At 65.5% G+C, this 14,190-nt stretch carries 16 protein-coding genes and 1 tRNA gene; 8 read left to right on the top strand and 9 right to left on the bottom strand.

The window, feature by feature from the left end:
- Positions 1-3: 3 nt before the first annotated feature.
- Positions 4-1,023 (bottom strand): hypothetical protein, encoded by a 1,020-nt coding sequence (locus CX676_RS09250; RefSeq protein WP_101752358.1) that lies wholly within the window; start codon positions 1,021-1,023, stop codon positions 4-6.
- 241 nt (positions 1,024-1,264) lie between these two features.
- On the opposite strand from CX676_RS09250, the gene CX676_RS09245 reads away from it, so the two are divergent.
- On the top strand, positions 1,265-2,362 hold the full coding sequence (locus CX676_RS09245) for an agmatine deiminase family protein (protein WP_101754236.1): 1,098 nt from the start codon (positions 1,265-1,267) through the stop codon (positions 2,360-2,362).
- A 3-nt stretch (positions 2,363-2,365) separates the two neighbouring features.
- The gene (locus CX676_RS09240) at positions 2,366-2,812 is read left to right on the top strand and encodes a hypothetical protein (RefSeq protein WP_198590310.1); all 447 of its coding nucleotides are present in this window, start codon (positions 2,366-2,368) and stop codon (positions 2,810-2,812) included.
- Between the two features lie 379 nt (positions 2,813-3,191).
- On the opposite strand, the gene CX676_RS09230 is transcribed toward CX676_RS09240, so the two are convergent.
- Positions 3,192-3,545 carry a hypothetical protein gene (locus CX676_RS09230; protein ID WP_101752357.1) on the bottom strand — a complete coding sequence of 118 codons (354 nt, stop codon included), beginning with the start codon at positions 3,543-3,545 and terminating at the stop codon, positions 3,192-3,194.
- Positions 3,546-3,885: 340 nt separating this feature from the next.
- Positions 3,886-3,969, bottom strand: a tRNA-Tyr gene (locus CX676_RS22535).
- 159 nt (positions 3,970-4,128) lie between these two features.
- On the opposite strand from CX676_RS22535, the gene CX676_RS09225 reads away from it, so the two are divergent.
- From CX676_RS09225 to CX676_RS09215, 3 genes are all read left to right on the top strand, one after another.
- Entirely contained in the window at positions 4,129-4,932 is an 804-nt protein-coding gene (locus CX676_RS09225) for a TrmH family RNA methyltransferase (RefSeq protein ID WP_101754235.1), read from the top strand.
- 89 nt (positions 4,933-5,021) lie between these two features.
- Positions 5,022-5,432, top strand: coding sequence for a YHS domain-containing (seleno)protein (locus CX676_RS09220; RefSeq protein WP_101752356.1), 411 nt, complete (start codon positions 5,022-5,024; stop codon positions 5,430-5,432).
- 194 nt (positions 5,433-5,626) lie between these two features.
- A complete protein-coding gene (locus CX676_RS09215; RefSeq protein WP_101752355.1) occupies positions 5,627-6,082 on the top strand; it encodes a CoA-binding protein in 456 nt (151 codons plus the stop codon).
- 75 nt (positions 6,083-6,157) lie between these two features.
- On the opposite strand, the gene CX676_RS09210 is transcribed toward CX676_RS09215, so the two are convergent.
- From CX676_RS09210 to CX676_RS09185, 6 genes are all read right to left on the bottom strand, one after another.
- Positions 6,158-8,155: an OmpA family protein gene (locus CX676_RS09210; protein WP_101752354.1), complete on the bottom strand. Its 1,998-nt coding sequence runs from the start codon at positions 8,153-8,155 to the stop codon at positions 6,158-6,160.
- A gap of 249 nt (positions 8,156-8,404) precedes the next feature.
- The gene (locus CX676_RS09205; RefSeq protein ID WP_101752353.1) at positions 8,405-9,250 is read right to left on the bottom strand and encodes a ferredoxin--NADP reductase; all 846 of its coding nucleotides are present in this window, start codon (positions 9,248-9,250) and stop codon (positions 8,405-8,407) included.
- 69 nt (positions 9,251-9,319) lie between these two features.
- Positions 9,320-9,697 carry a DUF934 domain-containing protein gene (locus CX676_RS09200; protein ID WP_101752352.1) on the bottom strand — a complete coding sequence of 126 codons (378 nt, stop codon included), beginning with the start codon at positions 9,695-9,697 and terminating at the stop codon, positions 9,320-9,322.
- A complete protein-coding gene (locus CX676_RS09195; protein WP_101752351.1) occupies positions 9,694-10,437 on the bottom strand; it encodes a phosphoadenylyl-sulfate reductase in 744 nt (247 codons plus the stop codon). The genes CX676_RS09200 and CX676_RS09195 overlap by 4 nt, the downstream gene beginning before the upstream one ends.
- On the bottom strand, positions 10,430-12,088 hold the full coding sequence (locus CX676_RS09190) for a nitrite/sulfite reductase (RefSeq protein ID WP_101752350.1): 1,659 nt from the start codon (positions 12,086-12,088) through the stop codon (positions 10,430-10,432). Before CX676_RS09190 ends, CX676_RS09195 begins: the two co-directional genes overlap by 8 nt.
- On the bottom strand, positions 12,081-12,443 hold the full coding sequence (locus CX676_RS09185) for a DUF2849 domain-containing protein (protein WP_101752349.1): 363 nt from the start codon (positions 12,441-12,443) through the stop codon (positions 12,081-12,083). The genes CX676_RS09190 and CX676_RS09185 overlap by 8 nt, the downstream gene beginning before the upstream one ends.
- Positions 12,444-12,542: 99 nt before the next feature.
- Between CX676_RS09185 and CX676_RS09180 the strand changes: the two genes are divergently transcribed.
- From CX676_RS09180 to arsH, 3 genes are read left to right on the top strand one after another with little or no spacing between them, the layout of a single operon-like run.
- Positions 12,543-13,058: an Lrp/AsnC family transcriptional regulator gene (locus CX676_RS09180; RefSeq protein WP_101752348.1), complete on the top strand. Its 516-nt coding sequence runs from the start codon at positions 12,543-12,545 to the stop codon at positions 13,056-13,058.
- A gap of 38 nt (positions 13,059-13,096) precedes the next feature.
- A complete protein-coding gene (arsC, locus tag CX676_RS09175) occupies positions 13,097-13,468 on the top strand; it encodes an arsenate reductase (glutaredoxin) (RefSeq protein ID WP_101752347.1) in 372 nt (123 codons plus the stop codon).
- On the top strand, positions 13,468-14,187 hold the full coding sequence (gene arsH, locus CX676_RS09170; protein WP_157935891.1) for an arsenical resistance protein ArsH: 720 nt from the start codon (positions 13,468-13,470) through the stop codon (positions 14,185-14,187). Before arsC ends, arsH begins: the two co-directional genes overlap by 1 nt.
- Positions 14,188-14,190 lie beyond the last annotated feature (3 nt).

Raw genomic sequence — 14,190 nt, 5'->3', positions numbered from 1 at the left:
GGTTCAGACCAGCCACCAGTCGGTCTTCTTCAGCACCTGACGGATCGGGCGTTCCTGGCTGGGCAATGGCGCGCCGGCGAAAAGCGGGCGGATCTTGTCGCGGCCCTTGCCCTGGTAGATCAGCTTGCGGGCCGGGAACCACTCGCGCAGCACCTGCTTGATGCGGTTCGGCGCGGTGGCCTGTTCCAGCACCTCGATCACGCGGTCGGATTCGCGGGCATAGAGCAGCGGCAGGTTGCGGTAATGGCAGGTGACATCGCCATCCAGCCCGGTAAGCTCCGGCCCCGGCCTGCCGCCGCCGAGGGAATGGATGACCAAGGGAAGCACCGTCTGATCGAGCCAGGGATCCAGAACCTGATTGGCAAGCTCGTCCTGCGGCTCGTCGCGGACGGCCAGCGCCCAGCTGAGGAAGCGGCGGTGGAATTCGGCTGGATCGGCCCCGAAGAACCAGCCGGCATTGAAATAGAGATAGCGTTCCCAATGCTCGTCGGGCTGGCTGAGGTCCAGAGTGGTCTCGTAGTCGAGGCCGAAGCGGCGATACATGGAGCGCCAGATTTCGCCGTAGCCCGGTCCGTAGAGCGGCGGATGCGGCCAGGTCCCCTCGCGCCGCATCGAGGCCGAGGGGCGGGTGAAATCGATGGCCAGATCGGCCAGTTCGCCGGTGATCAGCGTGTCGCTGTCGAGAAACAGGAAGGGCTCGCCGCCGGGCAGCAGCGCCAGCGCCTCGATCTTGTTGCCATGGGGATAGGCGGCGCCGAAATGCCGGGCGGTGAAGGGGGTGATCTCGGTCCCCATCTCGGTCAGCAGCGCCCTGTGCGCTGGCGAGATCGCGGTCTGATGCCCGCCCCAGGCCCCCTCGGGCAGCGGCTCGGCGACGATCAGCCGCCCCTGCCAGCGGGGCGAGCTGGCGCGAAGGCTGGCCGTCAGGATCAGCGCCTGCTGCTCCAGCTTGCCGGATTGGGCGAGGATCAGGATGTTGAAGGGTGGGGTGGTCTGCTCTGATATGCCCGGCGCTTTCGCCATGCGTGAATCCCTTGCGCGCGGATGAGCGGGCGTGATCGGCCCCGAAACAGCCGTGTTTGCACGCCGCGCCGGTCACCTGACAGGGTTAGGGCAGGGCGGGGCATTCGTCAACGCAGCGGCACCTGCGACGAATTGCCCTCGCTTTTCAGGGCGCTGATCGGCATTCTTCCGCCAGCTGTCGACCACGGGTGCCTTACCCGCGCGCCAGCCGAAATTTTGATCCGGTACGAGGTTCCAGATGATGTCACGCCGTTCGCTCATTCAGTCGCTGGCCGCCCTTGGCGGTCTGTCGCTTCTCTCGGGGCGCGCCGAGGCGCAGGGCGGCGCCCGCGCCGCCGGCTTCTGGTATCCCGAGGAAACCGACCCGCATGAGCGGACCTTCATGCAATGGCCGGTTAACCGGAAGGTGCATGACGACCCGGATTTCCTTTTCGACCTGCAGGGCACCATCGCCGAGATCGCCAGCACCATCGCCGAGTTCGAGCCGGTGGTGATGCTGGCCGCCGCCGAGCATCACAAGGCTATCAGGAGGCTGGTCTCGGGTCAGGTCGAGCTGTGGGACATTCCGACCGACGATCTGTGGTGCCGCGACAGCGGGCCGTCCTTTGTCATCGACGGCAAGGGCGGGCTGGCTGTGACCCAATTCAACTTCAACGGCTGGGGTGGGAAGCAGGTGCATGGCGCCGACGGGCTGATCGCCGCGCGGGTGGCCGAGCGGATGGGGCTGCAGGTTTTCGATACTGGGCTTGTGGGCGAGGCCGGCGGCGTCGAGACCGATGGTCACGGCACGCTGATCGCGCATGAAAGCACCTTCATCAACCCGAACCGCAACAAGGGCAGCAAGGCCGAGATCGAGGCGATGCTGCTGGAAACCATGGGCGCGAAGAAGTTGATCTGGGCGCCGGGGATCATCGGCGCCGATATCACCGATTACCACATCGACGCGCTGGCGCGTTTCGTGAAGCCCGGGCAGGTGCTGATCCAGATGGGCGAGGAGATCGATCCCGAGGACCCCTGGTCGGTCTCGGCCTTCGAGACCCATGACATTCTGGCCGAAGCCACCGACGCCGAAGGGAACAAGCTCGAGCTGGTCATCCTGCCCGAGCCGCTGGACATCCGCGTGGACAGCCCCGATTTCGTCTCGTCCTATGTCAACTACTACGTCTGCAACGGTGCGGTGATTGCCGCCGAATTCGGCGACCGCGAGGCGGATGAGGAGGCGGCCGAGATCCTGGCCGAGCTCTATCCCGACCGCGAGATCGTGATGCTGAACATCGATCCGGTGGGCGAGGTCGGCGGCGGCATCCATTGCGCCACCCATGAGCAGCCGAAGGTCTAGGCCATGCGCGACTGGCTGATCCGCCATGCCGAACCCCTGCAGGCGGTAGGGGCGCTGGCCACCGCCTTTGCCGCCCTGACCGCGCTGGTGGTCATCCCCTACCAGGTGGCGCAGGCCGACCGCATCCAGCGCGACCAGACCGCCCGCGAGATCTATCGGGAATTCCTGAACCTGACGGTGCAGAAGCCCGAACTGGCCGCAGCCGATTACTGTGCGCTGACGGATGGCCCGCAGATGACCGGCTATGCGGCCTATGTCGACTACCTGCTCTATACCGCCGAGCAGATGGTCGACACCTCGCCTGACTGGCAGGCACCGATGGCTTCCTATATGGGCGGGCACATGGCCTATCTCTGCGACCCGGCGAACCGCGAGACGCAGACCGATGATGTGCGGGAGTTGATTGACGACCTGGGGCTGGGCTGTGAGCGGGTGAAGCTCTGTGGGTAGCCGCATAATTCTCGACAACCTCGGCAGTCACAAGGCTTCTGTCATCCGCCGGGCGATCCGCGCGGCAGGCGCGAGGCTATTCTTCCTCCCCGCCTCCCCGCCTACTCGCCCGACCTCAACCCGATCGAGCAGGTCATTGCCAAGCTCAAGCATCTGCTCGGCAAAGCCGCCGAACGCACCAAGGAAGCCGACTTACGAAAGAGCGGATCGCTTCTCGACCAGTTCACCCCGCAGGACTGCGAAAACGACATCCGAAACGCAGGATAAGGTTCCGCCTAAACTCACCCCGCTCCGGACGATGCGCGATCGGCTGATCCGCCATGCCGAACTTGGGCTGGTGCCTTGTGCGGGACAGCCTTTGGGCTGACCCGCTTGGTGCTCAATACGACACCTGCGTCGCGCCGGACTCGCTCACATAGATGTCGGCAAGCTCGCAGAGATTCAGGTCCCAGAGTGTCACATCCTGCCCGTTCTCATAGCCGATCACGACGTCGAAGCGGCAGTAATCTTGGTGATTCCGCGGCTCGACAAACGCATATGACCCGGGTTGGATGATGGTGGTCGGCCCGAGCAGATCAGGTCCGGGCCACGGCGTGTCGATATGAGAGATCTGGACCGTGTAGATCGCGAGATCACCTTGATTGTGGACATAGACCCAACGTTCTTGTGCGATGGCAGGGCCGGATGCGGCGATGGCAAGCAGGGCCGCGAGGGCAGACAGTTCGATTTTCATGACGCTTCCTTCCTTGGCAGCTTGGATGATGAGTCCCGCAGAACCGTGCGGGATAGCGCCATTATCCTCGGCTTGCGTCATTGCTCCGTCATCGCGCGGGGCCCGGAGTGTCAGGTTAGGTTTCCGTCGCGGCGGACTTGGCTGGAAGGAAAGGCGCGACGATAGCCATGTGCGAGGAGCTGTCGTCCTCGGGTCGAGGGCGTGAGGGATGAGCCCCATAGCTGGCGACCGTTCTGCCGATGGGTGCAACGCCAGGCCATCGGCTCGTCCATTTGCCGTCAGAATGAACCATGCGGACTTGCATGGCAGGGCCGCACGGGGTGAATGATATTAGGGGAAGTGGTGGGCGACCCTGGAATCGAACCAGGCATGGGTCTCCCCGGCGGAGTTACAGTCCGCTGCCGCACCTTGCAGCTCGTCGCCCGCCGTCGCTTTCGGCGTGTGCGGGTGATTAGCTGGCGTGCGGGGGGGCGTCAAGCGGATTTCCGGGCAGAATCTGCGCAAGCCGTCAGAGGACTTGCGCGGGGACTTGCGCGCGGCGGGGCTTCCGCGCAATGAGGACCGGACGCGAAAGGAATGCCAGATGGCCGAGAAGCCCGGAAAAGCCAAGAAACCCACCTGGGTGATCGACAAGGAGCGCGCCCGGCGCGCCTCGGCGGCCGAGACGGTCTGGCTGTTCGGCCTGCATGCGGTGCGCGATGCGCTGGCCAATCCGGCGCGCGAGAAGCTGCGGCTTGTCATTACCCCCAATGCTCGGGACCGGCTTGGCGATCTGCACGGGATCGAGCCCGAGATCACCGATCCGCGGGTCTTCGACAAGGCCGTGCCGCTGGCCGGCGAAAGCGTCCACCAGGGCGCGGCGCTGGAGGTGAAGCCGCTGAAATGGGGCAGCCTCAGCGAGGCAGCTTTACGCGCGGCACCGGGCGAGGTGCGGCCGCTGGTGGTGGCGCTCGACCGGGTGACCGACCCGCACAATATCGGCGCGGTCTTACGCACGGCCGAGGTCTTCGGTGCCCGCGCGGTCATCGCGCCAGCGCGGCATTCGGCCCCCGAGACCGGCGCCCTGGCCAAGACCGCCTCGGGCGCGCTGGAGCGTCAGCCCTACCTGCGGGTGCCGAACCTCGCCGATGCGCTGATCTCGCTGAAGGAGATGGGCTTCATCCTGATCGGTCTCGATGGCACCGGGACCGCGACGCTGCCCGATCTGCTGGCGGACCTGCCGGGCCGGGCGATCTGCGTTGTGCTGGGCGCAGAAGGGCCGGGGATGCGGTCGCGGACGATGGAGCTGTGTGACCATATCGTGCGGATTCCCTTCGCCGCCGATTTCGGATCGCTGAACGTCTCGAACGCCGCGGCTGTTGCGCTTTATGCAGCAACGCGGCCTTAAGGTCACATCAGCGCGACAAGTTGCGCGAGCACATTGAGAATCGGCGGCGCGACTGCCAGATTTGTCAGGTTCCGCTGCCAGATCCTGCCATGAAAACCCTGCTCTTCACCCTGTTCACCCTGCTGACCCCGATCGCGCCCGTCCATGCACAGGACTGGGCACTGGGAGGCTTTGATCCCGTCGGCTACCAGGCCGAGGGTCGGGCGGTGCCGGGGCGCAATGACATCTCGACGCTGTGGCAGGGCATGGTCTGGCATTTCGCGACCGTCGAGAACCGGGCGATGTTCGAGGCCGATCCGCGCAGCTATGCGCCGGGGCTGAACGGGCTCTGCCCGGTGGCGCTGTCGCGCGGGCGCAGCATTCCGGGCGATCCGCGCCATTTCGTCATCGTCGGGCAGCGGGTCTATCTGTTGGGCTCGGACGACAACCAGCGCAGCTTCATGCAGGACCCTCGGTCGATTCTGATGGAGGCACGCAAGGTCTGGGCCTCGCTGCAATAGGCTGCTGCAATCACGAATTCGCGACGCCTCTGGAACTTTTTGCCGCCGTCACCCATTTATCACTGTAGAACGTGACCCCGGAACGGTCATGTTCGGATCACTGTCCCTCGTTCCGCGACTTGCGCCCGGCCAGATCTCTGGACCGGGCGCCTTTTATATGCAAGGCTGGCGCAACCTTTGGATGAGGGAATGCCATGTCACAAAGTTTGGCCGAGAGCATCGACGAAGCTGATCTGCTTGACCGCGAAATCGCTGAGATTGCGCGCAAAACCCGTGTGGTGGCCATGGTGGGCCTGTCGCCGAATCAGGACCGTCCCAGCTGGGGTGTGGCCCGTTACCTGCAGTCGCAGGGCATCCGGGTGATCCCGGTGAATCCGGGCCATGCCGGCCATACCATTCTGGACGAGGTGGTCTATCCCGACCTTGCCTCGATCCCCGAGGATGCCGGGATCGACATGGTCGACATCTTCCGCCGTTCGGATGCCGTGGGCCCGATCGTCGATCAGGCCTTGACTCACCTGCCGCGTCTCAAGGTGATCTGGACCCAGCTTGGCGTCTACGATGATGCCGCCGCCGCGCAGGCTCGTCGCCGTGGCGTGAGCGTGGTGCAGGACCGCTGCCCGAAAATCGAGTTTCCGCGCTTCCTGTAAGTCGCGCAGCCCCGGAACGGAAAAAGGCCGCAGCATCTGCTGCGGCCTTTCTCGTTCGGGTCAGTGGCGATAGGCTCAGTTCGCCTGCGCGGTCTGCAGCAGGTCGGTGATCCGGCGGACCGACGCGCGGCGATTGGCGCGGATATCGCCCTCGGCGCGGACCTTCAGGAACTGCTCGCCATAGCCCTGCACCACCATGTTCTCTGGCGGCACGTCGAAATATTCCGACAGCGCCAGCGCCACCGATTCCGCCCGGCGGTCCGACAGTGCCAGATTCATCGCGCCGGCGCCCACGGTGTCGGTGTGGCCCTCGATCATGAAGACTTCGCGCGGATTCTTGGCGACGGCATCCTGGATCACCCGGCCAAGCGAGGCCAGCTGCTGCGCCTGGTTGGGGTTGATCGCGGCCGAGCCGGTGTCGAAGGTAATGGCATCGATGTTCACCGGAGCGACAAGCGCGCGCACCTCGGGGATGTTGCGGATCTGGCCAAGGGTAAAGCGGCGGTCGATATCCGATTCGCGCTGAAGGGCGGCGCGCAGCTCGTCCTCGGACAGCGTGCCGGTGGTGGTCTGGACCGGCGCGGGTTCGGGCAGGCTGGCCACGTCCACGGGCTTCACATCGGCGGTGTCGTCGATCAGCATGGTGGACTTGCCATCGGCTGCAATCAGCGTGCGACGAAGCACGCGCAGGTCGGTGTCGCGGATCGTCACCACCTTGCTGCCATCCTCGCGGGTCACGATGGTGCGGGACGAGCCGTCATCGAAATTCTCGGTGGCCACGGTGCTGCCGGGCTGGCGCAGCAAGGCGACCTCGTCCTTGATCACCTCCTGGCTGCCATCAGCGCGCTCGACGACCACGCGGTCGGGCGTCGCCAGTGCCACCTGACGGTTGTTGTTCAGCATCGAACCCACGGCCACGGCCCCAAGGCCAAGGATCAGCGCCTTGGCAAGGTCGTTGTCATCTTCGTTCTCGGCGGCGGCATTGCGCTGCGGGGCCTCGCCGGTGGCGGCCTGCTGCAGGGCCGCGCGAAGGCTGGCCTCGAAATCCTCGGCGGAAGAGCGGGTATTCTCTTCGGTCACCTTTTCCTCTTCGACCATGTGCCCCTGACCCATGGCCGCCTCCAGCGCCGCCGCCACCGGAGAGGTGGCGGCGGCAGCTGCCTCTTTGGCTGCGGCGGTCGCGATGGTGTCGGATTCGGGCGCACGCGGCAAGACATCGCCTTCCGCGGTGACGGTGTTAGTCTGCTGCGAGAGCTGCCTTAGGGCGACGTTACCGGTTTCGGTATTGACGGCGACCGCGATGCCGCGCGGGGTCACCATAGTCACACCCTTGGGGCATGGCAGGGCATCCCCATTCTGGCACGACAGGTCGCCCAGAGTCAGACCCTGCCCGATCTCGGCTCTCAGCACCCGTGCGAGGCGCGGCATTTCGTCATACCGCTGCCGGGCCTGATCGGACTCCAGGAGACGCAGCGGCAAGGACGGGTCAAGCGCGACAGCGGGTTTCGCGGACTCGGCAGACCGTTGCCGCGGTCGCTGCTCGGGTTTGGGCACTGCCTCCTGCAGCAATGTTTCGGCAGCCTTCACCGCCGCCTCGGTGGCATCATCTCCCTGCGCCTGCCGCAGGGCTTCGGCCAGCGCGCCGGCTACGGATTCGGTGGTGGCCTCTGCGACAACGGGCTCCGCCCCGACCGGATTGGCGGCGGCGCGCGCGCCATCGCGCGGGGTCAGCTTGCCCTCGGCATCGGCCTCGTTCACCTGCTGCCGCTCCGGCGCGAGGATGATGGTGTCGTCCTCGGCCACCTCGACCATGACGCCGCGCGGGGTCATCAGCCGCACCTTGTCGCCACAGGGCCGGGCGTCGCCATTGGCGCAGATCAGGCTGTCGACGGTCAGCCCGGCGGCCAGTTCATCCTGCAGCGCCGAGGCGAGGTTGGGCATCTTGGTCGAGCGTTTCTCGGCCTCTTTCGACGCGCGGTCATTCGGCAGGCGCATCTCGGCCAAGGCAAGCTGCGGCATCAGCAGCGCGATGGTGGCGGCGATGGCTGTGGTATTATGAATGATCCGGCGCATGGCGCTCCTCTCCGGCTGATCGGTCCTCAGCCTTGATAACAGGCGGCAAACCGACCGGTTCCCAACAACTGCGTGACAGTTCCGTGAGATCGTGGACGGACCGCATGCGTTGAGGGCAGACTGGGAAAACGCACAGCGCAATTGTTCGTGAGCCGCGCTGTCATGGGAAAGGGCGCCGCGTCGACCGCTGCGCCCTCATCATCTTCACCGAAATATCCCCGTCCGAGAGGCAGCGCCCCTCGATCAGCCTCAGACGCCGTCGCCGACGAAGGCCTTTTCGACCACGAATTGCTTCGGGTCCGAGTTTGCACCTTCGGCGAGGCCGAAGCCTTCCAGCACCGCCTTCACATCGACGTTGAAGGCAAGGCTGCCGCAGATCATGGCGCGGTCGTTCTCGATCGACATGGGCGGCAGGTTCAGGTCGGTGAAGACCTTGCCCGAGGTCAGGTTGTCGGTGATGCGACCCATGAAGGGCGTCTCTTCCCGGGTGGTGGTCGGGTAGTAGAGCAGGCGGCTGGCAAATTCCTCGCCGTAAAGCTCGCCCAGCAGCGGGTCGTGGCGCAGGTTCTCGACCAGCTCGCGACCATAGGCCAGTTCGTCGGCATTGCGGCAGGTATGCATCATGATGACCTGCTCGTAGCGCTCATAGGTCTCGGGGTCGCGCATCAGGCTGGCGAAGGGCGCGATGCCGGTGCCCGTGGCCAGGAACCACATGCGCTTGCCCGGCAACAGCGCGTCGAGAACCAGCGTGCCCACGGGCTTCGGACGCAGGATGATCTCGTCTCCCGGCTGGATGTGCTGCAGCTTCGACGTCAGCGGGCCATCCGGAACCTTGATCGAATAGAATTCCAGCTCGTCATCCCAGTTGGGCGAGGCGATGGAATAGGCGCGCAGCAGCGGTTTGCCATTGTCGCCCGGCAGGCCGATCATGACGAACTCGCCCGAGCGGAAGCGCAGGCTGGCCGGACGGGTCACGCGGAACGAGAACAGGTGATCGTTCCAGTGGCGCACCGCGGTCACGGTCTGCGCATCGGGCATGGTCTTGGCCGGCTTGGCGGCAGCGGTCGCGTCGGTCACGGTAAGGTCCAGCGTCATGGTCGGTCTTCCTGAAGTCTTTAGGTCAAGCGCGGGGCAGGGGGAAGCCCGCCGCCGCCTGCGGTTTGCTCAGCCGGCAAGGCGGTCGCGGTGGTTCCAGTCCTGCCAGTCGGCGCGGGCCAGCCATTGCTCCTGCGGCTGGCGCTTGGCCAGATCGGCGGGAATCTCGACCTCGTCGAAGCCCACGCGGCGGGCCATGGCATATTGATCGGCGATCAGCTTGCCCGTCGCGCGCAGCCGGCCTTCATAGCCGAGGGCGCGCAGCCGGCGGGCCAGCGTAAAGCCGCGCCCGTCGGTCATGGCCGGGAAATCGATGGCGATCAGGCTGCGATGCAGGTGATCCACCAGCTCCTCGGGCGAACTGTCCGGGGCCAGCGTGACCTCGGCGGCTTCGCCCTGCGGATGAAACCCGTCGTCGCGGACGATGATGGTTTCGCTGTCGCTCATGCCGGAACCTTTCCGCCCTGCGGTACACGCACCATGCGTCCGCCAATGAAGTGAATGCCGCATTCGGTCTTTTCCGAACCGCGCCAACGGCCGGCACGCGGATCTTCGCCCGGTTTCACCGGCGAGGTGCAGGGCGCGCAGCCGATCGAGGGATAGCCCTTGGCCACCAGCGGATGCCGGGGCAGGTTGTTCTCGATCATGTAATCCTGCACGTCGCTGGAACGCCAATGTGCCAGCGGGTTGATGCGCAGGCGCGAGGGGGGCTCGGGTTCGAAGAATTCGAGCTCGGTCCGCTGGCCGCCCTGGAAACGCTTGCGCCCGGTGATCCAGGCGTCAAAGCCCGAGAGCGCGGCTTCCAGCGGAACGGTCTTGCGCAGGTCGCAGCAGGCGTCGGTGTTGAACTGGTGCAGCGTGCCATCGGGGTCATGGCGGGCGATCTCGGCCTCGGAGGCCTGGATCACCTGTACATTGGTCAGCCCCAGCTTCTGCGCCACCTCGCGCTGATAGGCCAGCGTCTCGGGGAACAGCATCTGCGTGTCGATGAAGAGGACCGGCAGGCCGGGGGCAACGACGCTGACCATGTGCAGCAGCACCACCGATTCCGCCCCGAAGGACGAGACCAGTGCCACCCGACCCAACTCGGGGTCCTTGACCGCGCGGCGCAGAACTTCGGTCGCCGCGTGGTGGCGATACCGGTCGTTCAGGCGCGCGGCACGGCTGTCAAGCGTGCCATCAAGCATCGGCCTTCTCCGGATAGAGCGCGGCCTTGAACGGTGCGACGCCAAGGCGGCGATAGGTGTCGATGAAGGGTTCGTTCGCGTTCTCGCGCTGCTCCAGGTAGGCGCGCATCAGCCGGTCGATGGCAGGCACCACCTCTTCGGCGGGGAAGCCCGCGCCGGCACGCTCGCCGATGGCCGGAATGTCGAAGCCGTCACCGCCGAGGGTGATCTGGTAGTTCTCGACGCCCGCGCGGTCCAGCCCGAGGATGCCGATATGGCCCAGATGGTGATGGCCGCAGGCGTTGATGCAGCCCGAGATGCGGATCTTCAGCTGGCCGATCTCGTCTTCGAGACCCTCGGCGCGGAAATGATCGGCAATGTCCTGCGCGATCGGGATCGAGCGGGCGGTCGCCAGCGTGCAGTAATCCATGCCGGGGCAGGCGATGATGTCGCTGGTCTTGCCGGCATTGGCGGTCGCAAGCCCGGCAGGCAGCAGCGCGTCATAGATCGCCGGCAGGTCCGAGACATGGACATGGGCCAGCACGACGTTCTGGTCGTGGTTGATGCGCAGGTCGCCATGGCCGTATTTCTCGGCCAGATCGGCCAGCAGCAGCATCTGTTCCGAGGTTGCATCGCCCGGCGTGGCGCCCGGAGCCTTCAGGGTGACGACGACGCTGGCATAGCCCGGCGCGCGGTGCGCGTGCAGGTTGGTGTCGGTCCAGCTGCGGAAGGCCGGGCGAGCGGCGCGGGCGGCCTCGTAACCATCGGTCGGCGCCACGCGGAACTCGGGCGCGGCGAAATGGGCGCGATAGCCGGCCAGCGCCTCGCGGTCGACGCCCTTGAAGGCGGCGCGGCGGCGGATGAATTCCTCTTCGGTCTCGGCGCGGAACACGTCGATGCCGCGCTCGGACACGGTGATCTTGATCCGGGCCTTGTACTTGTTGTCGCGGCGGCCGGAGAGGTTGTAGGTGGCGATGATCGCTTCCAGATAGGGCAGCAGGTCCTCTTCCGGCAGGAAGTCGCGGATTACCACGCCCAGCATCGGCGTGCGGCCAAGGCCACCGCCAACCCAGACCTGGAAGCCCAGCTTGCCATCCTGCTCGACGATGCGCAGGCCGATGTCATGGGCCGTCACCAGCGCGCGGTCGCGCTTGCCGGCCGAGATGGCGATCTTGAACTTGCGCGGCAGGAATTGGTACTCACCATGGTCGGTCGACCATTGCCGGATCAGCTCGGCATAGGGGCGGGGATCGGTCAGCTCGTCCGCGGCGGCACCGGCGAAGACGTCGGTGGTGGTGTTGCGGATGGTGTTGCCCGAGGTCTGGATGGCGTGCATGCCGACGGCGGCCAGCGCGTCCAGCATATCCGGGATATCGACCAGCTTCGGCCAGTGGAACTGGATATTCTGCCGGGTGGTGAAATGGCCGTAGCCCTTGTCCCACTTGCTGCCCAGAAGCGCCAGCGTGCGCATCTGGTCGGGGCTGATCGTGCCATACGGAATGGCCACTCGCAGCATATAGGCATGAAGCTGCAGATAGACGCCGTTCATCAGCCGCAGCGGCCGAAACTCGTCCTCGGTCAGCGAGCCGTCAAGGCGCCGCGCCACCTGCGCGCGGAACTGCGCGGCGCGGTGGCGGACATATTCGGTATCGATGGGGCGTGCATCAAACATGGCTGGCCTCGAGCGCGTGGACGGCGGCATTTTCGTTGGCGGCCTTCTTCTCAGCCTGGATGCCGTGGAAATAGTTCGACGGGCCGCGCTGGCGGAAGGCCTCGCGGAAATGCGTGGGCTCCGGGCCGTTGGGGCCGCGACGGGCCTCGACCAAATAGGGGCCGACGACGATGTTGGACTGACCGATGGCCTTGAGCAGGGCGAGGTCGGCAATCGCCTCGTCTTCGAAGATCGTCGCCTGCGCGGGATCGGCGGTCCAGCCATCCTCGCACATCCAGACGTTATGGCCTTCGCGCAGATTGTTCGCGGTGATGACGCCGGGTTTGGCAATCGTCGGTGTGAAGGCTTTGCTCATCTTTCTGCCCTTTCGGTGGATGCATCCAATATAGAATTTTGTTCTGGATTTTGGCAGACGGGTCTGTGAAATAAGGACGATACGACCCGCGGGGCCAAGATGTCGGAACATGCTTCCCAGAATGCTGCACATGCACAAACACCTGTCCGTTTGGACGAGGTAGACCGCAAAATCCTGTCCCTGCTGCAAGAGGACGCCAGCTTGTCGCTGGACCAGATTGCCGACCGGGTGGGGGCCTCGAAAACGCCTGTCTGGAACCGGATCCGCAAGCTGCGCGAGGCCGGGGTGATCCGCCGGCAGGTGGCGATTCTGGACCCCGAGGCGCTGGGGCTGGAGGCCTGTTTCTTCGTGCTGATCCGCACCAGCGAACACGAGAAAGACTGGGCCGCGCGCTTCCTGAAGGCGCTGCGCGAGCGGCCCGAGGTGATCGAGGCGCATCGCCTTGCCGGGGACATCGATTACATCCTGAAAGTACAGGTGCGGAACGCCCGCGCCTATGACCGCTTCTACCAGTCGCTGATCGCCGAGGTCAGGATTCATAATGTCACGGCGCTGTTGTCGATGGAGGAGATCAAGAACTCCACCGCGCTTCCCATCCCCGAGGCGACCCTCTAGGGTTCCGGGGCAAAGTTCGGGGCAATAAAGGGGGCGTCATGGCGGGCGACTATACGATCTGGCACAATCCGAGATGTTCGACCTCGCGCTTTGTGCTGGAGGCACTGCGGCGCGGCGGCATCGAGCCGGTGGTGCGGGATTACCAGAAGGACCCGCCATCGGCTGATGAATTGCGTGCGGTCTTGGCCGCGATGGACGGCACGCCACGCGACCTGCTGCGGCGCAAGGGCGATCTCTATCTCGAGATGGGCCTGGACGATCCCGGGTTGACCGACGAGCAGCTGCTGAATGTGCTGTCGTCGCATCCGCAATTGATCGAGCGTCCGCTGGTGATCGCGCCGATGGGCACCGTGCTGTGCCGCCCCAAGGATCGGGTCTTCGATCTGCTGCCGCAGAGCCAGACGACCTGATGCGGCTGATCAACCTGCCCGATCCCGACCACCTGCCGGCGCTGGACCGGGCGATGTTCAACCCCGATGTTGCGGCGGGGCTGGGGCCGACCGATCCGCCGGTCAAGGTGGCGCTGCTGTTCGGCAGCCTGCGCGAACGCAGCTATTCCCGCTTTGCCGCCGAGGAGGCCGCGCGGCTTCTGCGGCTGATGGGGGCCGAGACACGGATCTTCGACCCCTCGGACCTGCCTTTCCCCGACCAGCACAAGGACGGCCACCCGGCCATCGGCGAATTGCGCGATCTGGCCGTCTGGTCGGATGCGATGGTCTGGTCCACGCCCGAGACCCATGGCCAGATGTCGGGGCTGATGAAGGCGCAGATCGACCATATCCCGCTGTCCATCGGCGCCGTCCGCCCCACGCAGGGGCGCTGCCTCGCGCTAATGCAGGTGAACGGCGGCAGCCAGAGCTTCAACGCTGTCAGCAACATGCGCATTCTCGGCCGCTGGATGCGCATGTTCACCATCCCGAACCAGTCCTCGATCGCCCGCGCACATGAACAGTTCGACGAGCAGGGGCGAATGCGCCCCTCGCCGTTCTATGACCGGATCGTCGACGTGATGGAGGAGCTGATACGCTTCACCGTCCTGACCCGGCCGCATCGCGACCAACTGGTCGACCGATACTCCGAACGGATCGAGGCCGGGAAGAAGGCCGAGGCGATCCGGCAGAAGCTCTGAGAG

Origin of the sequence: Paracoccus zhejiangensis (assembly GCF_002847445.1) — a bacterium.
In the GTDB taxonomy this organism is placed as follows: domain Bacteria; phylum Pseudomonadota; class Alphaproteobacteria; order Rhodobacterales; family Rhodobacteraceae; genus Paracoccus; species Paracoccus zhejiangensis.
This window is presented reverse-complemented; position numbering and strand designations above follow the sequence as displayed.